The following is a 16,869-nucleotide window of genomic DNA, read 5'->3' as shown; positions in this document are numbered from 1 at the left end:
TCGGTAGGTTCGAAATCTTCAAAATATTCAGAGTCCTTAAAATCAATGAATAATGCATCCTCGGTGATAAACTTTGAAAATACAAACCAGCCAATATCAAATACAGAGTCTACTAATAATGTGTGGTGTGGCTGCATGGTTTCTCTATTGAGTTTGATTTGAAGTGTCTGAGGCTTATTGAGCATCCCTTAATTGCTCTACAACGCTGCATTTTGCTGCGTTGTCATACATCATGCAGGGGATCAGCCATCCCAGCAGAAGAAATACCGGAATTGTCAGCAGGACAGGCAGAATGGTGAACCGATACTCGAAGAACCAGAACATACTGCCCAGCATTTTCCCTGCAAGAGGTCCCATCACCAGCGACAGCATAAATGCCGCCGCCACGGAAGATATTGCGTAATACAACCCCTCATAGATCAGCATGGTTTTGAGCTGCCGGTTCGTCATTCCTACAGCCTGAAGCACAGCAAATTCACGGCGGCGGGAAAGAATACCGGTCATCATGGCGTTGAAGAAATTCAAGAGTCCCACCAGCCCGATGATAGCACAGAGGACACCACCTATCAGAAGGAACATCTGCCGGAACTGAGCAAACTCAGAGCGAGCCGTGGCCTTGCTTTCATACATCAAGGGCGAAAACTCACCGGCAGTGAGCTTCGATAGATATTGCTCTGCTTCGGCCTCGTCAGCTTCGTTCGCTGTGTCGAATAGGTAGAGCATCGGAATGGCTGCACCACCGCTGTCCCTCTGTGCGGTGTCCACAGACAAAACTGCATCATAGCCAGTACCACCATAACGATAACTCATGGAATTCGGAAGCTCTACCAAGGCGCAAATCGTGTACTCTACATCTCTGGCTCCATACAGTTTTTCCTGAAGGTACTCCTCCGGTGTATCTTCGGTGCAGAGTTCCCCGGTGCGGCTGTCGATATATTTCACATCGTTCGCATAGGTAGCGGTGATCGTGTCTCCCACCTTGGGGTAGTATTCAGGATTGGGCAGATTACCGTAGTCATCTAAGGAAACCGCAATGGCAATGGCGTTATTGTTTGGCTCCAGCAGGGGAGAAATATCTCCGTCGAACACTTGCAGCTTGTCAAACAGGCTGTTATCCAGAGCCTCGATTCTGGTATCTCCCATCACCATATTGCCCCGGTGCTCCATGCGGCTCATATGGCTGTCCAACTGCTCGGCGCTTTCGTACCTTGCATAGTCCTGCCGCAGAGCATCCTCCGTCATCCACAGGTATGCGGTTTTTCGCACAGCATATCCCGTGCCGGAAAGACTGGCCTTTGTGTTTGCGGAGATATCCTCTATTTGCTCCTGGGTGATAAATTCATCTGCACTCGAGTTATAACGAAAATAGTCGGGAGTGCTGACGATAAAATCGGCGCAGGTCATGGTGGATACATACTTCTCCATGCTGAATCCGCCTACAAAGGCACACAGCGCATTGAACAGTGTCACCGACAGTGCCAGAGACAACACCACCAGCACCGTCTTTTTCTTGTTTCGTCCCAGATTGGCAAAGGCCATCTGATGGAGCTTGGCTCCCCGGGTGCTGCGCTGTTTTTTCTTGGTCTGCATTGCGTCCGTATATTTGATAGCCTCCACCGGAGAGACCCTGGCTGCCATTTTCCCGGGCTTGGAACAGGACAAGAGCACCGTCAACAGGGCAAACAGCATGGAACCAAGGAAGATCACAGGCGAAGTGCTGATGGTGGTGATGCCTGCATCCAACTGGGTGGAGCGCATGACAACAGGCACCAGAACAACACCGATGCCGTAGCCCAGCAGCAGCCCCGACGGAATGCCGATAAGACAAAGCAGAAGTGCCTGCTGGCGGATGATGCGTTTGAGCTGTCGGGGCGTTGTGCCAATGGTTTTCAGAAGTCCGTAAAACCGGATATCCCCTGCAACAGAGATCTGAAAAATGTTATAGATGATAAGATACCCAGTGAAAATCACCAGCAGCAAAAAAGCTGCTATGGCAATTATCAGCTCCGGATCGAGCTGCGACTCCAGCTGGGATGAGGTATATCCCCAATTGACGCCGATTCGGACACTGTTGGGATCAGTATAGCTGTCCCAGGTGTAGCCAAGATCGGTATCCACCTGCTCCATCTGCCCTTGAATGTTTGTGCCGGAAGCCAGCATGACATTCAAATCAGTGCGGAAAGGCTGTAACCCTGTTTTCACTGCCTGCGCTTCGATGTCATCTGCGTAATCACGGCTGATGTTGATGTAGTGAACAGGCATTAGTTCATCATAGTCCCAATAGCCTACCAGTGTAAAGGTATCTGTTACAGTAAAACCGGTTTGATCTTTGTCCGTGATGGAATATGAAACCGTGACCTCGGCGCCCAGTTCCGGTGTCACACCAAGCAGCTGCAACGCTGTCGTATCCATAGCCACCTCTTTGCCGCTTTCGGGCATCCGCCCGGTAGTGGGGGTTGCATAGCTCCATCTGGTGCAGTTGGCATCCATGTAGCTGATTTCTGCAGGCGTTTTGGAAAAGACACCATCCGCAGTGATACCGATTGCCTTCCGTGCCCCCACAGCCTTCACCTTTGGGTGCGCAGCGATACGTTCCGCCTGCTGGGGGGAAACATCCTTAAAGGTGCCGTGTGCATAGCCGCCTACCTGCCGAAATTGGTAGGTTTCATAACTGGCGTTCAACGACAAGACAATGGTGAACATGGAAGTAAATAACAGCGTGGTCAGCGCAATGGCAAAAATTGCAATCAGATTGCGGCGGCGATTTGCATAAAGAGATTTTAAGCTGAGCTTTCGAATACATTTTCTGTTTTTGACATTCATCGTAACCACCTCCCGTTAGTTCTGGGAGACGATCCGACCATCTTCGATACGGATAATGCGGTCTGCCATCTGTGCAATTTCTTCGTTGTGGGTGATCATTACGAGGGTCTGGGCGAACTTTTGACTGGTGACTTTCAAAAGGCTCAATACATCCTGACTGGTTTTGGAATCCAGATTACCTGTCGGTTCATCTGCCAGTATGATAGCGGGTGCTGCTGCCAGCGCACGGGCAATGGCTACCCGCTGCTGCTGACCACCGGAGAGTTGATTGGGCAGCGCATCCAGACGCTCATCCAGCCCAAGGGTCTGTACAATCTGCTGTACGAAATCCTTGTTGACCTTGCCGCCGTCCAGCTCAATGGGTAGAACGATATTTTCATACACATTCAGCACCGGAACAAGATTATATGCTTGGAACACAAAACCAATTTTTCTGCGGCGGAAGATGGTCAGGGCTTCATCCTTCAAGGAGAAAATATCCTGTCTGTCCACCATGACTGTGCCGCTTGTAGGACGGTCCAGCCCGCCCAGCATATGCAGCAGGGTAGACTTGCCGGAGCCGGATGTGCCGACAATCGCCACAAATTCACCTTTCTGCACACTTAAATCCACTCCGTCCAGCGCATGAACCGCATTATTGCCGGAGCCATAAATTTTTCTCAGGTTTTTTGCCTGTAAAACTTCCATAAATGAGTACCTCCATGAAAAAATCTGTATGTATGAAAGGAAATGATCCTTTGATACATACAGATTATCGCATAGGAATCTTTCCACATTCTTTCCGGCGGAAAATGAAATCTAACAGTTTTGATAGAATTGTTGTTATTTCGGCAGAAATATGGAAAACGTACTTCCTTTTCCCGGAACGGAAGAAACCTTGATATAACCGCCCTCGCCGGATATGATCTGTCGGGCAAGGTATAAGCCAATGCCGACCCCTTCTTGTTTCTGCACACTATTTGAGCGGTAAAAGCGAGCAAATATCTTCGTTTGCTCACTTTCTGGGATGCCTGAACCGGTATCCGATATATCGATCCTTGCAAACATTTCATAGCTTACGGCAGAAATAGTAATGGTGCCATGCTCTGTATATTTGATGGCGTTGTCTACGATATTAGCCAGCGCTTCCGCTGTCCATTTGAAGTCGAATACAGCAAAAGCATCTGTATCCTGCATTTTCAAAGACAATCCTTTTTCAGAAGCCTTGGCAGTATATTGTTCTACCACACTTTCAAGCAGCGGCTGCAGCGCTGCTTGCTGAGGGGAGAGTGAAATGATCCCGTTTTCCAGTCTGGAAAGCTTTACGAGAGAATCGATCAGAAATCGCAGCTTTTCCGATTGTTTGTACAGCGCCTCCACATTTGCCTTCGCCGATGCAGGCAGAGTTTCCTCCATCAAAAGCTCGCTGTATAACAGCAGGTTTGCAATCGGCGTTTTCGTCTGGTGGGAGATGTCCGCAATCAAGGACTTAATTCTGTCTTTCTCCTGTGCTACATTTCGAGAAGATGCTTCTGCTGCGGAAAGATAGTGTGCAAACTTTGTTTCCAATGCAGATAGCTGGCTTTCATCAAAATTGGTTTCAGAAAAGGAGCCGGTCATGGCAGCGTCCAGCATCCTTTCGATTTCTTCCATCGTTTTTCTGATCTTCCTCCGCTCCCATAATACAACAGCTATCGCCGCCAGAAAACATAGCAGTATGATCACAATGCCGGTTTTATTCATTTTTTGTCACCCAGCTATAACCGATTCCATAGACGGTTTTAATGTATTTCTGTGCGCCAAGCTTATCCCTCAGACGCTTGATCGTAACAGACAAAGCATTTTCATCCACATATTCTGCGCCATCTGTCCAGATCCGGTCGACAAGGTCTCCACGGGTCATGGTTCGACCACGATTTTCAACAAGCAGACGCAGTAATTTTTGTTCTGTTTTACTCAATTCCACTTTTGAATCTCCCACATAAAAGGTCATAGCCTCAAAGTCAAAGTGAAACAGATCCATATGGATCGGCACATTTTTATGGTTTGACGCTTGCTTTCGCAGTTGGGTATTCACCCTTGCCCGCAAAACCGAAAGAGAAAAGGGCTTGGTAATGTAATCATCAGCGCCCCGCTCCAGTCCGTCTACGATGTCCAGATCGGTGTCATTGGCAGTCAGCAGAATAACAGGAACTCCGGGCAGGTTTTCCTTGACCTCCCGGAGCAGCTCAAGCCCACTGCCATCCGGCAGATTGATATCCAGCAGGATCAGGGATACACCGCCGCAAAGCAATTGCTCTCTTGCCGCTTTTAAATCATGGCAGGATATAATCTGACGGTCATCTGCTTTCAGCGCTTTGCATAAGCCTTGATTCAACCCGATATCATCTTCAATAATCAATAATTGTTCCATGTATCTCACTCCCTCGTTATTCAAATGCCACCATCATTTCCTTGGGCAATTTTTCGTTCTCGCAGTTCAGAAGATAGGCTATTGCTCTGATTTTGGCGCTTGGTTTTGGATTTTTGTTTCAGTCGGACGGCATGGATTGCACCTTCGGCAACCAGAAATTCTGTCAGTTTGTCCACGGCTCTGCGGTAGGCTCGCTCTGCACCGCTGGCAGTGCTGCCCTCAAACATCACAGCCAGTTCTTCAAAAGTGGGGCGGTCTTTCCATGAGCCGACACGCCCGCAGGTTATGCAGATCGCCAGCCGTTTTTCAAGCAAGGTCTGTTCCCGGTAATTCAGTTTCTCAAATGCCCGCTGCACCTTTTCTGCTTGTATGCCGTTCCAGAGGATATCGGTATAGTTCCAACTATCGTCAAGGGCAACATCTTCAACTGTTTCCTGGTCGGCCTCGTCTGTGACATAGAACGGCTGCTGATTGCAGATGCCACGGACTACTTTCAGTAATTTCTCCAATCTGACGGCGAAGCTGCCCAAACCTTCGAATATCGCATTTACCGATGTACCAGAGAAGCTCAATTTTATATTTTCCACCCAGCAGTTTCTGTACCATGGAGATTGTTTTACAGCGGTTGGCCGCTGCTTCTGACTTTCTCATATGACCATCTCCTTTCTCCAATATCATACTCTATTTGCCGTAAAAATGTAAGGTACTACAAAAAAGTACCGTACTTTTATTACAAAAAATTCATTATTGATTCATCTGCGAATGTTGTAATTTGTTGGGTTCTGCAGTACAATAAATTATCTTATTTGTATTAAAACTAATGATCCTTGCGAATCGGAGTGGCAAATGTATGATTAGAAACAATATAGAAGTAGATGTAAAAGTCAAATGTATAGAGAACGGAACCACCCAGGCACAGCTTGCGGAGACCATCGGAACGACAGGTCAGTATGTCAACCGCATTATCAAAAAGCAGGATGGTGTTGTGAATAGGACTTTTGTGCAGATGCTTGAGGCTTTGGGATATGATATTGAACTGACATATGTGAAAAGAGGTGCGGAATAATGGCAAATGAATTACAACCGCTTTCTTTACTTTTTCAAAACAGACTTTTTAGAATTCCAGACTATCAGAGAGGCTATGCTTGGCAGCAGTCCCAACTTGCGGATTTTTGGGATGACCTGATTAACTTACAACAGGATAGATATCATTATACAGGACTTTTGTCTTTAAAATCACTTGGACGAAAAGAGACAAAGGATTGGGGTTCTGACCTCTGGATGGTAGATAAAGGATTTAAGGCTTGTCACATTGTAGATGGTCAGCAACGTTTGACTACTTTCGTGATTCTACTGAATGAAATAATTTGTTTTGTGAGAGAACTGGATGAAAACAAAGGAAAGAAAGACGATGAAATCGTACTTGGATATGACACCCTGAAAGATGTAGTGGCTAAATATATCTATCAAAGCAGACCACCAATGAACCAGATTACAACGTATTTGTTTGGTTATGAGGTGGACAATCCGAGTGCGGATTACTTAAGGTATAAGATTTTTGATGAGCCGTATTCCGGTACTGTCAATGAAACCTACTACGCAAAAAATCTCAAATTTGCAAAGAGTTTCTTTAGGGAGAACTTAACGGCTCTCTATGAAAACGAGGGGATTGAAGGAATCAATAATCTTTATTTGAAACTCACATTGAAATTGATGTTCAATATACATGAGATAGACGATGATTATGATGTTTTTGTGGCATTTGAAACCATGAATAATCGTGGCAAAAAACTGACGAATCTGGAGTTGCTGAAAAACAGGCTTATATATCTTACTACACTGTATTCAGACGAAAAATTCGATGAGATGGAGAAGTCTCACCTGAGAAAACAAATCAATGATGCGTGGAAGGAAGTATATTTTCAACTTGGCAGAAATGAAAATGTTCCTCTTTCTGATAACGATTTTTTAAGAGCACATTGGACAATATATTTTGCTTATTCCAGAAGAAAGGGAGATGACTATATTCGTTTCCTGCTGAATAAGTTTTCTGCTAAAAACATATTTGAAAAGAAAACTGTTCTTATGAGTGAATTGCCAGATGGATATGTTATGGACACAGATTACGAAGAGGAAGATGATGTAGGTGATACTGAAACGGAAACCATAGAAGTTTCAAAATTAGCACCTACTGAAATCGCAGACTATGTAAATAGCCTTAAGAATATGGCTAAATACTGGTACGATACTTTCTTTCCTGCTAAGAGTGAAAATCTAACGAAAGAGGAGCAGATATGGGTAGATAAGTTGAATCGTATCGGTATTGGACATTTTCGGCCGTTAGTAACTGTAATCATCAGCAGACGTGATTTTAGTCCAGAAGAACGAATTGAGTCCTTTAAGGCAATCGAGCGTTTTATATTTATCTGTTTCAGGCTTGGAAATTTTAATGCTTCGTTCTGTAGCAGCGAATATTATCGTGCATCAAGAAGTTTGTACTTGAACGAAATGACACTGGAAGATCTGGTGGCAGATATTGTTGAAACCACAGATGCTAATATTGAATATGCAATTCCGAACTTTGTAACAAAAATTGAAAAGCATTTCTCCAATGGCGGAGGTTTTTATTATTGGAACTCTATTCGTTATTTCTTATATGAATATGAAACGAGTCTTGCGCAGAAAAATAATATTGACCGTATAGGCAGTTGGGAAATGTTTACTAAAACGGAAAAGGATAAAGTTTCCATTGAGCATATTCTTCCCCAGACCCCGTCAAAGTATTATTGGCAAAATCAGTATCGACAGTTTACTGATGAAGAGGTGGAGATGCTGGCAGGTGCTTTAGGTAACCTGCTACCGCTGTCACAGAGTGTAAATTCCAGCTTGCAGAATGACAGTTTCTATGACAAAAAAACTACAAAAGCCGGAAGACGCGGGTATGAAAATGGCTGTCACTCTGAAATTGAAGTGGCAAAATATAATGACTGGACTGCTGAAAACATTTATACACGCAGCAAGGAACTTCTTGAGTTTATGGAGAATCGTTGGGAGTTTAGTTTTAATAATGAGCAATTGGACAAGCTGGTATATGTGAATTTTGCAGTTGATGGCAGAACTGTTCCAGAAGAATTACCAGTACCTGAAGAAAAGCCGATACAATCAAAAGAGGATACGGATACTCATGAGTATAGTAGTCTTGACGAGCAACAGAAAGCTTTCTGGGTTAATTTTGTAAAGTATTGCAATGACCACGATAGAGAAGATATTGTAGGAAGAAAGCCACTTGTTCAGAATTGGTATGATATTCCTGTCGGTGCCAATGATTTCCTGCTACAGTTTACCATTACTCGCAGTAAATATGTCTCTCTTGTTATTTACGCTTTTGATGGCAAGACTTTTAAAAGATTGGAAAGCAAAAAGAGCGTGATTGAGAAAGTATTCGGTAATAAGTTTGATTGGTATTCCAGCCGAGAAAAAAGCACCGCAAAGCGTATTGTGTATAAGCATGAGGCCGATGTTTTCAATCCTGGAAAACAAGAAGAATTATTTGATTGGATGATAGAAAAATTTGATTTATTGGTGGACGCACTTGTGTCTGCTGATGAGTTAGATAATGAAGAACCATCCGGTGAGAAGTTTTCAGAAATAAAAAAGTATTTGGAGTCATGTGGTAAAAGCAAGATTTCCTTGACCTTTGCAGAAGTCGAAAATATTATCGGAACCGAACTGTGCAGATCAGCATATACTTACCCTGTTTACTGGAAACCATCGAAAACGCATACTATGGCAAACACAATTGTTGCAGCGGGATATGAGGTTATATCGGTAGACTTGACATCAAAAAAGATTGACTTAGAAAAGAGAAATTGAATGATTGGAGGTGTACCACAGTGCCAGATATGAAACAGATACATGATTTTGCTGTTAAATGGTGCGATAAATTTCGTGATCAGAACATTAATTACATAGATTTGGTTGACCACTTTATGGCTGATGATTGTGTTGCTCTTGGTTTTGAGATGGACTGTGGCCACGCTTTTTCTGAGAGATATGGACAGGCAGCAAACAACCATGAGGCTCTGAATAGAATCATTGATGATGTCACAGACATCCCCCTGCTTGGGTCTGCAATTTATTCTCAATGGAGATATTTCAACCATTGGGCGTATGACGCAGCAGAAATATTGGAACCACAAAACCGAGCGTGGTTTATTCTGTCATTGAGCCGATTGGCATTACTTTCCGGGGAGAATCCATTTATTTTCCAAGGCACACTTAAAAAGATTCGTATTGTATCAAATAATATCTGTTACGGTCCCATGCCGGATTCTGATGACGAAGTGGAACAACACCTTACCATCAATGATGAAGGTCGCGTTTGGTTTTCCGGATATAACTTTGGTCACAGTGGAGAAGGATACGAAAAAGCACGAAGTAAGATTTTTAAAATTGAAAAAGTTGCTACTAACAGATTACTCTGTGCAGTTGCAGCTTATTTTGGCAATGAATACGATGAAATTTTTGCTACAGATATTGGCAATTGGGAGATGGAACTAACAAATACCGAGGGAACAGTGTATAAATTCCGTGGTTCGCTTTGTGCTGATTTTGACTATGAGGGCATCGACTTATCTGACCTTGTACGTGATACTGTTGGTATGGAGGATTTGTATGTCTTTGATGGAAATTGTAAATCGGATGTGATAAACAGAATCGCATTGGACTATCACAGAGTCACAAAAATAAAACCTAAGGAAGTGCCGGAAGGAGCAACTTGGGAATTTGTTACATGGGATTACACAGAGCATCTAATTATTGACAGAGAAACAGAAACCCTTGAACACATCCAAAATATAGGGTCTGGTTGTAAGGTTTCTCACAAGTACGAAATTGTAGGCGGTATAGAGAGTCTTTTGGATGACTTTGATGCAGAGGACTTGTTTGGAAGAGGTGCAAAGTGGAGTTTGAGAATAAGAGGGTGGAGATTGATGCCATGGGAGCTGCTTTTTCATGAGAGGAGACTTACAAAGTTGATTACTAATATTTTTTCATTATTACAGGTACAATAAGAACATGGAATAGCGGAAATTGAGGTATAGTTACTTGCAGGTAGAGAAGTATATTGCGGATAAAATAACATCTTTATGTGAAAAGCGTGATATCAGTAAATACAGATTATCGCAGCTGTCGGGAATTTCCCAGTCGTCCCTGGGAAGGATCATGGCGCAGGAAAACCTGCCGTCGCTGATCACACTTGAAAAAATATGTGCAGCTTTGGACGTGACATTATCGCAGTTTTTTCAGGAAGGTAATTCAGAAAATCTGACAGAAAAACAGAAAGAAGTTCTAGGGATATGGAACAATCTGAGTACAAATGAGCAGGAAACAGTGATGTCAATGCTGCGTGGACTTCGGAAGTAGGAGAACGGTTCGATGTATATATCGGCTGTTCTTTTTTGTTTTTGAACGTTAAAACGGTTTTTTTCTTGTGCATAGTAGAATGTTAAAGTATAATAAAATTAGTTTTTGGCATAAGATTAAAGCTATAATAAGGAAATCGGCAAACCAGATGAAAATCTGGGACGCAAAGCTACAGGGCCTGTAAAATGGCAGCCAGTTGCATAAAATGAGGTGCACTGTCTGTCTGACAGTGCTTCTTTGTGGTGTTATTTCATAGGCGTAACTATAATAATTTTACTGGGAGAGAGAAAAATATGAAAATGAATAAATCAGTATTGCAAAGGGGTACCATTTTTATATTGTGTATTTGTATCCTTTTTTCAGTCTGTCCGGTCTATGCTTTTGCAGCAGAAAGTCAGAAAGAGAAAATTGTCAGGATTGGTGTACCGGATGATACATATGATAAGATAAATGGAAATGGAAAAAGAAGCGGATACGGCTATGAATATCTGCAGAAAATCGCAGGTTATACCGGGTGGAACTATGAATATGTAGATTGTACATGGGAAAATTGTTTCGACAAATTAAAAAATGATGAGCTGGATATTATAGAAGGAATCTCTTATACGGAGGAACGGGCAGAGACTATGCTTTTTTCCGCTATTCCAATGGGAGACGAAAGATATTATGTCTATGTAAAACCCAATCATACAGACATCTCATCCTCTGACACTGCATCTTTCAATGGGAAAAAGATTGGGGTGCTTATGGGTTACCTGTCGGAAATGGTATTGAACGAGTGGGAAAAGAAATATGATCTGCATACACAGCATGTCAATGTTTCAAATAATGAGGATGCTTTGAAGAAAATTGCAGACGGAGAAATTGACGCTTTTGTATCGTTAGAGGATTCCCGTCTGGATGGGTACGGAATGGTGGCCTTAACGAATCTCGGAAGTTCAAAAATATATTTTGCGATTGGCCAGAGTCATTCTGATTTAAAGACAGAGCTGGATAATGCTATGAGAAGGATCACAGATGATGATCCCTATTATGCAGATGAACTGCATAAGCAGTTTCTGTCAGTGGACAGTGTATATTTTCTGACGGGAGAAGAACAGAAATGGCTGTCAGAGCATGGAGAAATCAAAATCGGTTATTTGATAAACGATGGCGGGGTCAGTACTCTTGATACAGAAACCGGAAAAGTGAGCGGCCTGATCATGGATTACACCCAGCTTGCACAAAACTGCCTGGAAGGACAGACTTTGAAATTTGACCTGAAGGGCTATGATTCACAAGAGGATATGCAAAAAGCGTTGCATGATGGAGAAATTGATATGATTTTTCATGTGATGCAAAATACGAATGCTGCCGAAGACCTGGGCTATGATTTAACAGATACTGTCTGGAAGTATAATATGGCGGCTGCAACGGTTAAAAATAGTTTTGATGAAAATGCTGAAAATACGGTTGCGATACCAAGAGAAGACAGTGATTTGAAGTCTTATGTTTCCTACAATTATCCACAGTGGCATGTGAAGGAATATGCTACTTGGAAGGATGCAAAAAAGGCTATATATAATGGAAAAGCAGACTGCATGATTATGGACTCAGGCAAGTTGAAACAATATTCCGATGATAATAAACTGTACAGTGTTTTTCTGGAAAAGTACGGTATGGTGTCATTTGCAGTCAGACATGGAAACAGCATGCTGCTGTCTGTCCTGAATAAGACTTTAAAAACAATGTCTGCTTCAAAATTGTCCAATGCTGTGTATATGTATGACAGTAATCTGAAGAAAGTTACGGTAAGGGAGTTTATAAGGGACAATTTCTGGAGTTTTATGGTGTTTGTTGTATCTGTTTTTTTGATCGTGCTGATACTGATACTTGGATTCCTCCGAAAAACCAGAATTGCAGAGAAAAAGGCAAAAGAGGCACAGCAGCAGGCAGAAAAGGCGAACAGTGCAAAGACACATTTTTTGAGACAGATGAGCCACGATATTCGGACACCTTTAAATGGAATTATTGGGATGATCAATATATCAGAGCGTTATTATGACGATAAAGAAAGATTATATGAATGTAAAGCAAAGGTAATGGAATCCATGGACTATCTGCAGTCCCTTCTGAATAATGTCCTGGATATAGGAAGAGTAGAATCCGGAACATTGCACTTGGAACACAAGCCTTTTGATCTGATTGCGATGCTCGTAAAACAGATTTCGATTATTGAGACAAATGCAAAGGAGTATGGTATCAGCTTTGAAGGAGGAGCTTCCATGAGCACTTTTCATCACAGATATGTTATTGGCAGTGAGGAATATCTAAACCGCCTTCTTATGAATCTTGCCGGAAATGCAGTTAAATATAACCGAAGAGGTGGTAAAGTAATTCTGTATTGCAATGAGATTTCAAGTGATGACAAGACAGCGGTTTTTGAATTTGTATGTTCCGATACGGGACTTGGTATGAGTGAAGAATTTCAGAAACATGCATTTGAATCCTATGCCCGGGAAGGAAAAGAAACAACGAATGGATATAGTGGTGCCGGACTTGGACTTTCTATTGTAAAAGATATTGTGGACAGGATGAATGGAACAATCAAACTGGAAAGTAAAGAAAATGTAGGTACAACGTTTACCGTTACGATACCACTTGAGATTGATCATAATGCTGAGAAGGAACAGCAAAAAAAAGTGGAAAAGCCTGATCTGTCGGGTAAGAGTGTATTATTAGTTGAGGATAATGAGCTAAATCTGGAAATTGCAAAAATGCTGCTGGAAGATGAAAAGATGGTTGTGACTACGGCAGAAAATGGCAAGGAGGCTGTGGATATTGTTTCCCAGTCAGTTCCAGGCAGATTTGATTTTATTTTTATGGATATCATGATGCCGGTAATGGATGGATTAGAAGCAGCCAGACAGATAAGGACATTGAACCGTAAAGATACAAAAGAGATACCCATCATTGCGATGACAGCGAATGCATTTCAGGATGATATCAGGGACTGCATAGATGCCGGAATGAATGTACATATTGCAAAACCCATTGACAGTAAAAAAATAGAGGACACTTTGCTATTGGTTTTAAAACAAAAAATGCAGTAAGACAATTCTTTGTGTTGTGTTTCTGGCAGCCCCGGTCAGGGCGGCAGATTCAGATGAAGATATTGATGCGGCAGTGCAATTTTATTAAATTAGGAGGTTGACAAGGAGATGTATAGAGAAATATATTTGACAGACAGACAGACAGACAGACAGACAGACAGACAGACAGACAGACAGGAGATTTAATATGATTTCGAGAGCAAAGAAATATGTGGCAGTGTTACTGGCTTTTGTATGCGTGTGTATGATATTTTCTCCCCAGACTGCATATGCAGACGAGGACAGTTCGCAGCATGAAACTGTCAAAGTCGGTTTCTTTGCCATGGATGGTTATCATGTGATGGATGAAGAAGGCAACCGTAGTGGGTATGGCTATGATTTTCTTCGGCTGATGGCCCGTTATTGGGACGTAGATTACGAATATGTCGGATATGATAAGAGCTGGGATGATATGCAGCAGATGCTTGAAGATGGCGAGATTGACATGGTAACATCTGCCCGCAAAACACCGGACAGAGAAGAAAAGTTTGATTTTTCACGTCCCATCGGAACCAATTATGGGATGCTGACCGTCCGCAGTGACAACAGCACGATTGTGGACGGCAATTACAGCACTTACAACGGTATGCGTGTGGCACTTTTGAACGGAAACACCCGGAATGAAGAGTTTGCGGATTTTGCAGACGACAAAGGATTTACATATGTTCCATCTTATTTTGATACGACCACAGAAATGGATGAAGCCCTTCAGAGCGAAAAAGTTGATGCGATTGTTACCAGTTCTCTGAGAAAAACAAACAATGAGCGAATCGTGGAGAAATTTGGCAGCAGCGATTTCTATGTCATTGTTAAAAAGGGCAATACAGAATTGCTGAATGAGATCAATTATGCGATCGATCAGATGAATGCGGTTGAGGGTGACTGGAAAACGACGCTTTACAATAAAAATTATGAAAGTATGGAAACTAAGAATCTGGAATATACGGAGAAAGAAAAAAGTATTATTTCACAGTATTCCAAGGACAACCCGCTTCATGTTCTGTGTGATCCGACCCGTTATCCATATTCTTATAATGAAAATGGTGAGATGAAGGGTATTATCCCGGATTACTTCCGGAAAATTGCAGACTATGCCGGGATTTCCTATGAGTTTCTTACACCTGCCACCAGAGATGAGTATATTGCCTATCAGAAAAATAAGGAAACCACAGATATAAGCATCGATGCACGCCTGGAAACAGATAATTATGCTGAGACGAAAAAATGGGGGATTACTGCACCTTTCATTACGATGCAGCTGGCAAGGGTGACACGGCGTGACTTTGATGGAAAAATTAATGTTGTTGCTACTGTTGACCAGACAGTATCAAATTCAATTGAAGATGCAATGGCACCCGGTGCAGAAAAACTGATGTGCAGTACCCGACAGGAAATGATGGAAGCTGTCCGTGAGGGTAAAGCAGATGCTGCCTTCGTCTACTATTACATGGCACAGGCGTTTGTGAACAGTGACACTACGGGCACCATGACATATACTCTGCTGGAACAGCCTACATTCACCTACCGCATGGTAATTTCATCAACTGAGAACCATGCGCTGGCTGGTATTCTGACGAAAGCAATGTATGCCATGCCCCAAAATCTCGTTGAAGATCTTGCAGCACAGTATACCACATACAAAGCAACAGAGCTTACATTTGTTGACTGGATACGTCTGCATCCTGTTGTTACTGTTTGGGTTCTTCTTATTTTTGGATGGCTGCTGACTGCTATGGCTGGGGTAATGGTGCGTCTCAGTGCAAGAAAAAAAGCTCAGAAGGCGGCCCAGGAGAAAGCTGAGGAAATGGCGGAACTGGCAGAGCATGCACAGGCTGCAAACAAGGCAAAAACAGCATTTCTGTCACATATGTCCCATGATATGAGGACACCGATGAATGCAATCATAGGATTTACCGGTATTGCAATGAAAAACAATCCGTCAGACGAAGTGAAAAATTGTCTGGAAAAGATTGACGAAAGCTCAGAGCATTTACTGTCGCTGATCAATGATATATTAGATCTGACCCGCATCGAAAGTGGAAAAGTGAAATACAATCCGGTACCGGCGGATGTGAAAAACATTACAGATTCTGCATTGGATATTACAAAAGGCTTTCTTACGAACAGGGATATTAACTTTAAGATTCAGCGTGAAGAAGCAAAGATTCCAAATGTACTTGCGGATCCTGCACGCCTGCGTGATGTGCTGGTCAATATTCTGAGCAATGCCGCGAAATTCACTCCGGATGGAGGGACGATTACCTTTGAAGCCCGGTGTCAGGAACAGGGCGGGGATGGATATATAAATATGCGTTACCGCATTTCGGATACTGGTATTGGCATGAGTGAGGAATTTACAAAAGAAGTTTTTGAGGAATTTGCACAGGAAGATTCCGATGTGAGAACGCAGTACCATGGAGTTGGACTGGGGATGGCTATCGTAAAGAAGTATGTAGATATGATGGGTGGAACCATTTCCGTGCAGAGTAAAAAGCATGAGGGAACCACATTTACTGTGGATATTCCTTTGAAAATTACAGATAAGGAATGTAATAAGTCAGACACAGGTTTTTCGGAAAAGGTAAATCTTACAGGTGTGAATGTCCTTCTTGCAGAGGATAATGAACTGAATGCAGAGATTGCTGCTGTGCAGTTGGAAGAGTTCAGGATGAATGTAGAAAGAGCTGTGGATGGAAAGAATGCTGTTGAGATTTTCAGAAATCATCCGGAAGGCACATTTGATGTAATCCTGATGGATATCATGATGCCTGAAATGAATGGTTATGAAGCGGCAAAAGCAATCAGGGCAATGAATGACAGACCGGATGGAAAAAACATTCCTATTATAGCAATGACAGCTAATTCATTTGCAGAAGATGTTCAGGCATCACTGGATGCAGGAATGAACGCACATTTGTCAAAGCCGATTGTGATTGATGAGGTTATAAAAACGATTTTAAGGTATGTATATCCATGTTGAAAAAGGTGTGAGCTTAATGGTATCACAATGGCATTTGCGGAAAGACTTTTTTTGGATTTTTTTTAAAAATTATTGACATGCGGAAAACCACATGGTATGTTTTTTTGAAAAAAAGAAAT

12 protein-coding genes and 1 riboswitch are annotated in these 16,869 nt (G+C 42.6%); of the genes, 6 read left to right on the top strand and 6 right to left on the bottom strand.

Annotation, left to right across the window (positions count from 1 at the left end):
- Window positions 1-174: 174 nt before the first annotated feature.
- From HED67_RS07615 to HED67_RS07590, 6 genes are all read right to left on the bottom strand, one after another.
- The gene (locus tag HED67_RS07615) at window positions 175-2,823 is read right to left on the bottom strand and encodes an ABC transporter permease (protein ID WP_221717943.1); all 2,649 of its coding nucleotides are present in this window, start codon (window positions 2,821-2,823) and stop codon (window positions 175-177) included.
- A 15-nt stretch (window positions 2,824-2,838) separates the two neighbouring features.
- Complete coding sequence (locus HED67_RS07610; protein ID WP_221717942.1) at window positions 2,839-3,510, bottom strand: ABC transporter ATP-binding protein; 672 nt, start codon at window positions 3,508-3,510, stop codon at window positions 2,839-2,841.
- A 135-nt stretch (window positions 3,511-3,645) separates the two neighbouring features.
- Window positions 3,646-4,545: a sensor histidine kinase gene (locus HED67_RS07605; RefSeq protein WP_221717941.1), complete on the bottom strand. Its 900-nt coding sequence runs from the start codon at window positions 4,543-4,545 to the stop codon at window positions 3,646-3,648.
- A complete protein-coding gene (locus HED67_RS07600; protein WP_221717940.1) occupies window positions 4,538-5,215 on the bottom strand; it encodes a response regulator transcription factor in 678 nt (225 codons plus the stop codon). The genes HED67_RS07605 and HED67_RS07600 overlap by 8 nt, the downstream gene beginning before the upstream one ends.
- Before the next feature lie 20 nt (window positions 5,216-5,235).
- On the bottom strand, window positions 5,236-5,724 hold the full coding sequence (locus HED67_RS07595) for a hypothetical protein (RefSeq protein WP_331467093.1): 489 nt from the start codon (window positions 5,722-5,724) through the stop codon (window positions 5,236-5,238).
- The gene (locus HED67_RS07590) at window positions 5,639-5,866 is read right to left on the bottom strand and encodes a hypothetical protein (protein ID WP_331467092.1); all 228 of its coding nucleotides are present in this window, start codon (window positions 5,864-5,866) and stop codon (window positions 5,639-5,641) included. Before HED67_RS07590 ends, HED67_RS07595 begins: the two co-directional genes overlap by 86 nt.
- Before the next feature lie 199 nt (window positions 5,867-6,065).
- On the opposite strand from HED67_RS07590, the gene HED67_RS07585 reads away from it, so the two are divergent.
- The 6 genes from HED67_RS07585 to HED67_RS07560 all read left to right on the top strand — a co-directional run bounded on the left by HED67_RS07585 (window position 6,066) and on the right by HED67_RS07560 (window position 16,750).
- Complete coding sequence (locus HED67_RS07585; protein WP_117538844.1) at window positions 6,066-6,281, top strand: helix-turn-helix domain-containing protein; 216 nt, start codon at window positions 6,066-6,068, stop codon at window positions 6,279-6,281.
- On the top strand, window positions 6,281-9,088 hold the full coding sequence (locus tag HED67_RS07580; protein ID WP_221717939.1) for a DUF4268 domain-containing protein: 2,808 nt from the start codon (window positions 6,281-6,283) through the stop codon (window positions 9,086-9,088). The genes HED67_RS07585 and HED67_RS07580 overlap by 1 nt, the downstream gene beginning before the upstream one ends.
- Window positions 9,089-9,108: 20 nt before the next feature.
- A complete protein-coding gene (locus HED67_RS07575) occupies window positions 9,109-10,287 on the top strand; it encodes a hypothetical protein (protein ID WP_221717938.1) in 1,179 nt (392 codons plus the stop codon).
- Window positions 10,288-10,306: 19 nt separating this feature from the next.
- Window positions 10,307-10,639 (top strand): helix-turn-helix domain-containing protein, encoded by a 333-nt coding sequence (locus HED67_RS07570; protein ID WP_246612149.1) that lies wholly within the window; start codon window positions 10,307-10,309, stop codon window positions 10,637-10,639.
- Between the two features lie 128 nt (window positions 10,640-10,767).
- Window positions 10,768-10,843: riboswitch (cyclic di-GMP riboswitch) on the top strand.
- Between the two features lie 89 nt (window positions 10,844-10,932).
- Entirely contained in the window at window positions 10,933-13,731 is a 2,799-nt protein-coding gene (locus HED67_RS07565; protein ID WP_221717937.1) for a response regulator, read from the top strand.
- 187 nt (window positions 13,732-13,918) lie between these two features.
- Window positions 13,919-16,750, top strand: coding sequence for a transporter substrate-binding domain-containing protein (locus HED67_RS07560; RefSeq protein ID WP_221717936.1), 2,832 nt, complete (start codon window positions 13,919-13,921; stop codon window positions 16,748-16,750).
- The last annotated feature ends 119 nt before the right edge of the window (window positions 16,751-16,869 follow it).

It is taken from the genome of Pseudocoprococcus catus (genome assembly GCF_019734885.1).
Lineage (GTDB): Bacteria > Bacillota > Clostridia > Lachnospirales > Lachnospiraceae > Coprococcus_A > Coprococcus_A catus.
The sequence above is the reverse complement of the archived record's forward strand: the minus strand, read 5'-3'. Positions and strand labels throughout refer to the sequence as shown.

Excerpts from the sequence above, each read along its gene's own strand:
- HED67_RS07615 (WP_221717943.1), bottom strand. The coding sequence starts at position 2,823 with ATGAATGTCAAAAACAGAAAATGTATTCGAAAGCTCAGCTTAAAATCT.
- HED67_RS07605 (WP_221717941.1), bottom strand. The coding sequence starts at position 4,545 with ATGAATAAAACCGGCATTGTGATCATACTGCTATGTTTTCTGGCGGCG.
- HED67_RS07610 (WP_221717942.1), bottom strand. The coding sequence starts at position 3,510 with ATGGAAGTTTTACAGGCAAAAAACCTGAGAAAAATTTATGGCTCCGGC.
- HED67_RS07585 (WP_117538844.1), top strand. The coding sequence starts at position 6,066 with ATGATTAGAAACAATATAGAAGTAGATGTAAAAGTCAAATGTATAGAG.
- HED67_RS07560 (WP_221717936.1), top strand. The coding sequence starts at position 13,919 with ATGATTTCGAGAGCAAAGAAATATGTGGCAGTGTTACTGGCTTTTGTA.
- HED67_RS07600 (WP_221717940.1), bottom strand. The coding sequence starts at position 5,215 with ATGGAACAATTATTGATTATTGAAGATGATATCGGGTTGAATCAAGGC.
- HED67_RS07580 (WP_221717939.1), top strand. The coding sequence starts at position 6,281 with ATGGCAAATGAATTACAACCGCTTTCTTTACTTTTTCAAAACAGACTT.
- HED67_RS07565 (WP_221717937.1), top strand. The coding sequence starts at position 10,933 with ATGAAAATGAATAAATCAGTATTGCAAAGGGGTACCATTTTTATATTG.
- HED67_RS07590 (WP_331467092.1), bottom strand. The coding sequence starts at position 5,866 with ATGAGAAAGTCAGAAGCAGCGGCCAACCGCTGTAAAACAATCTCCATG.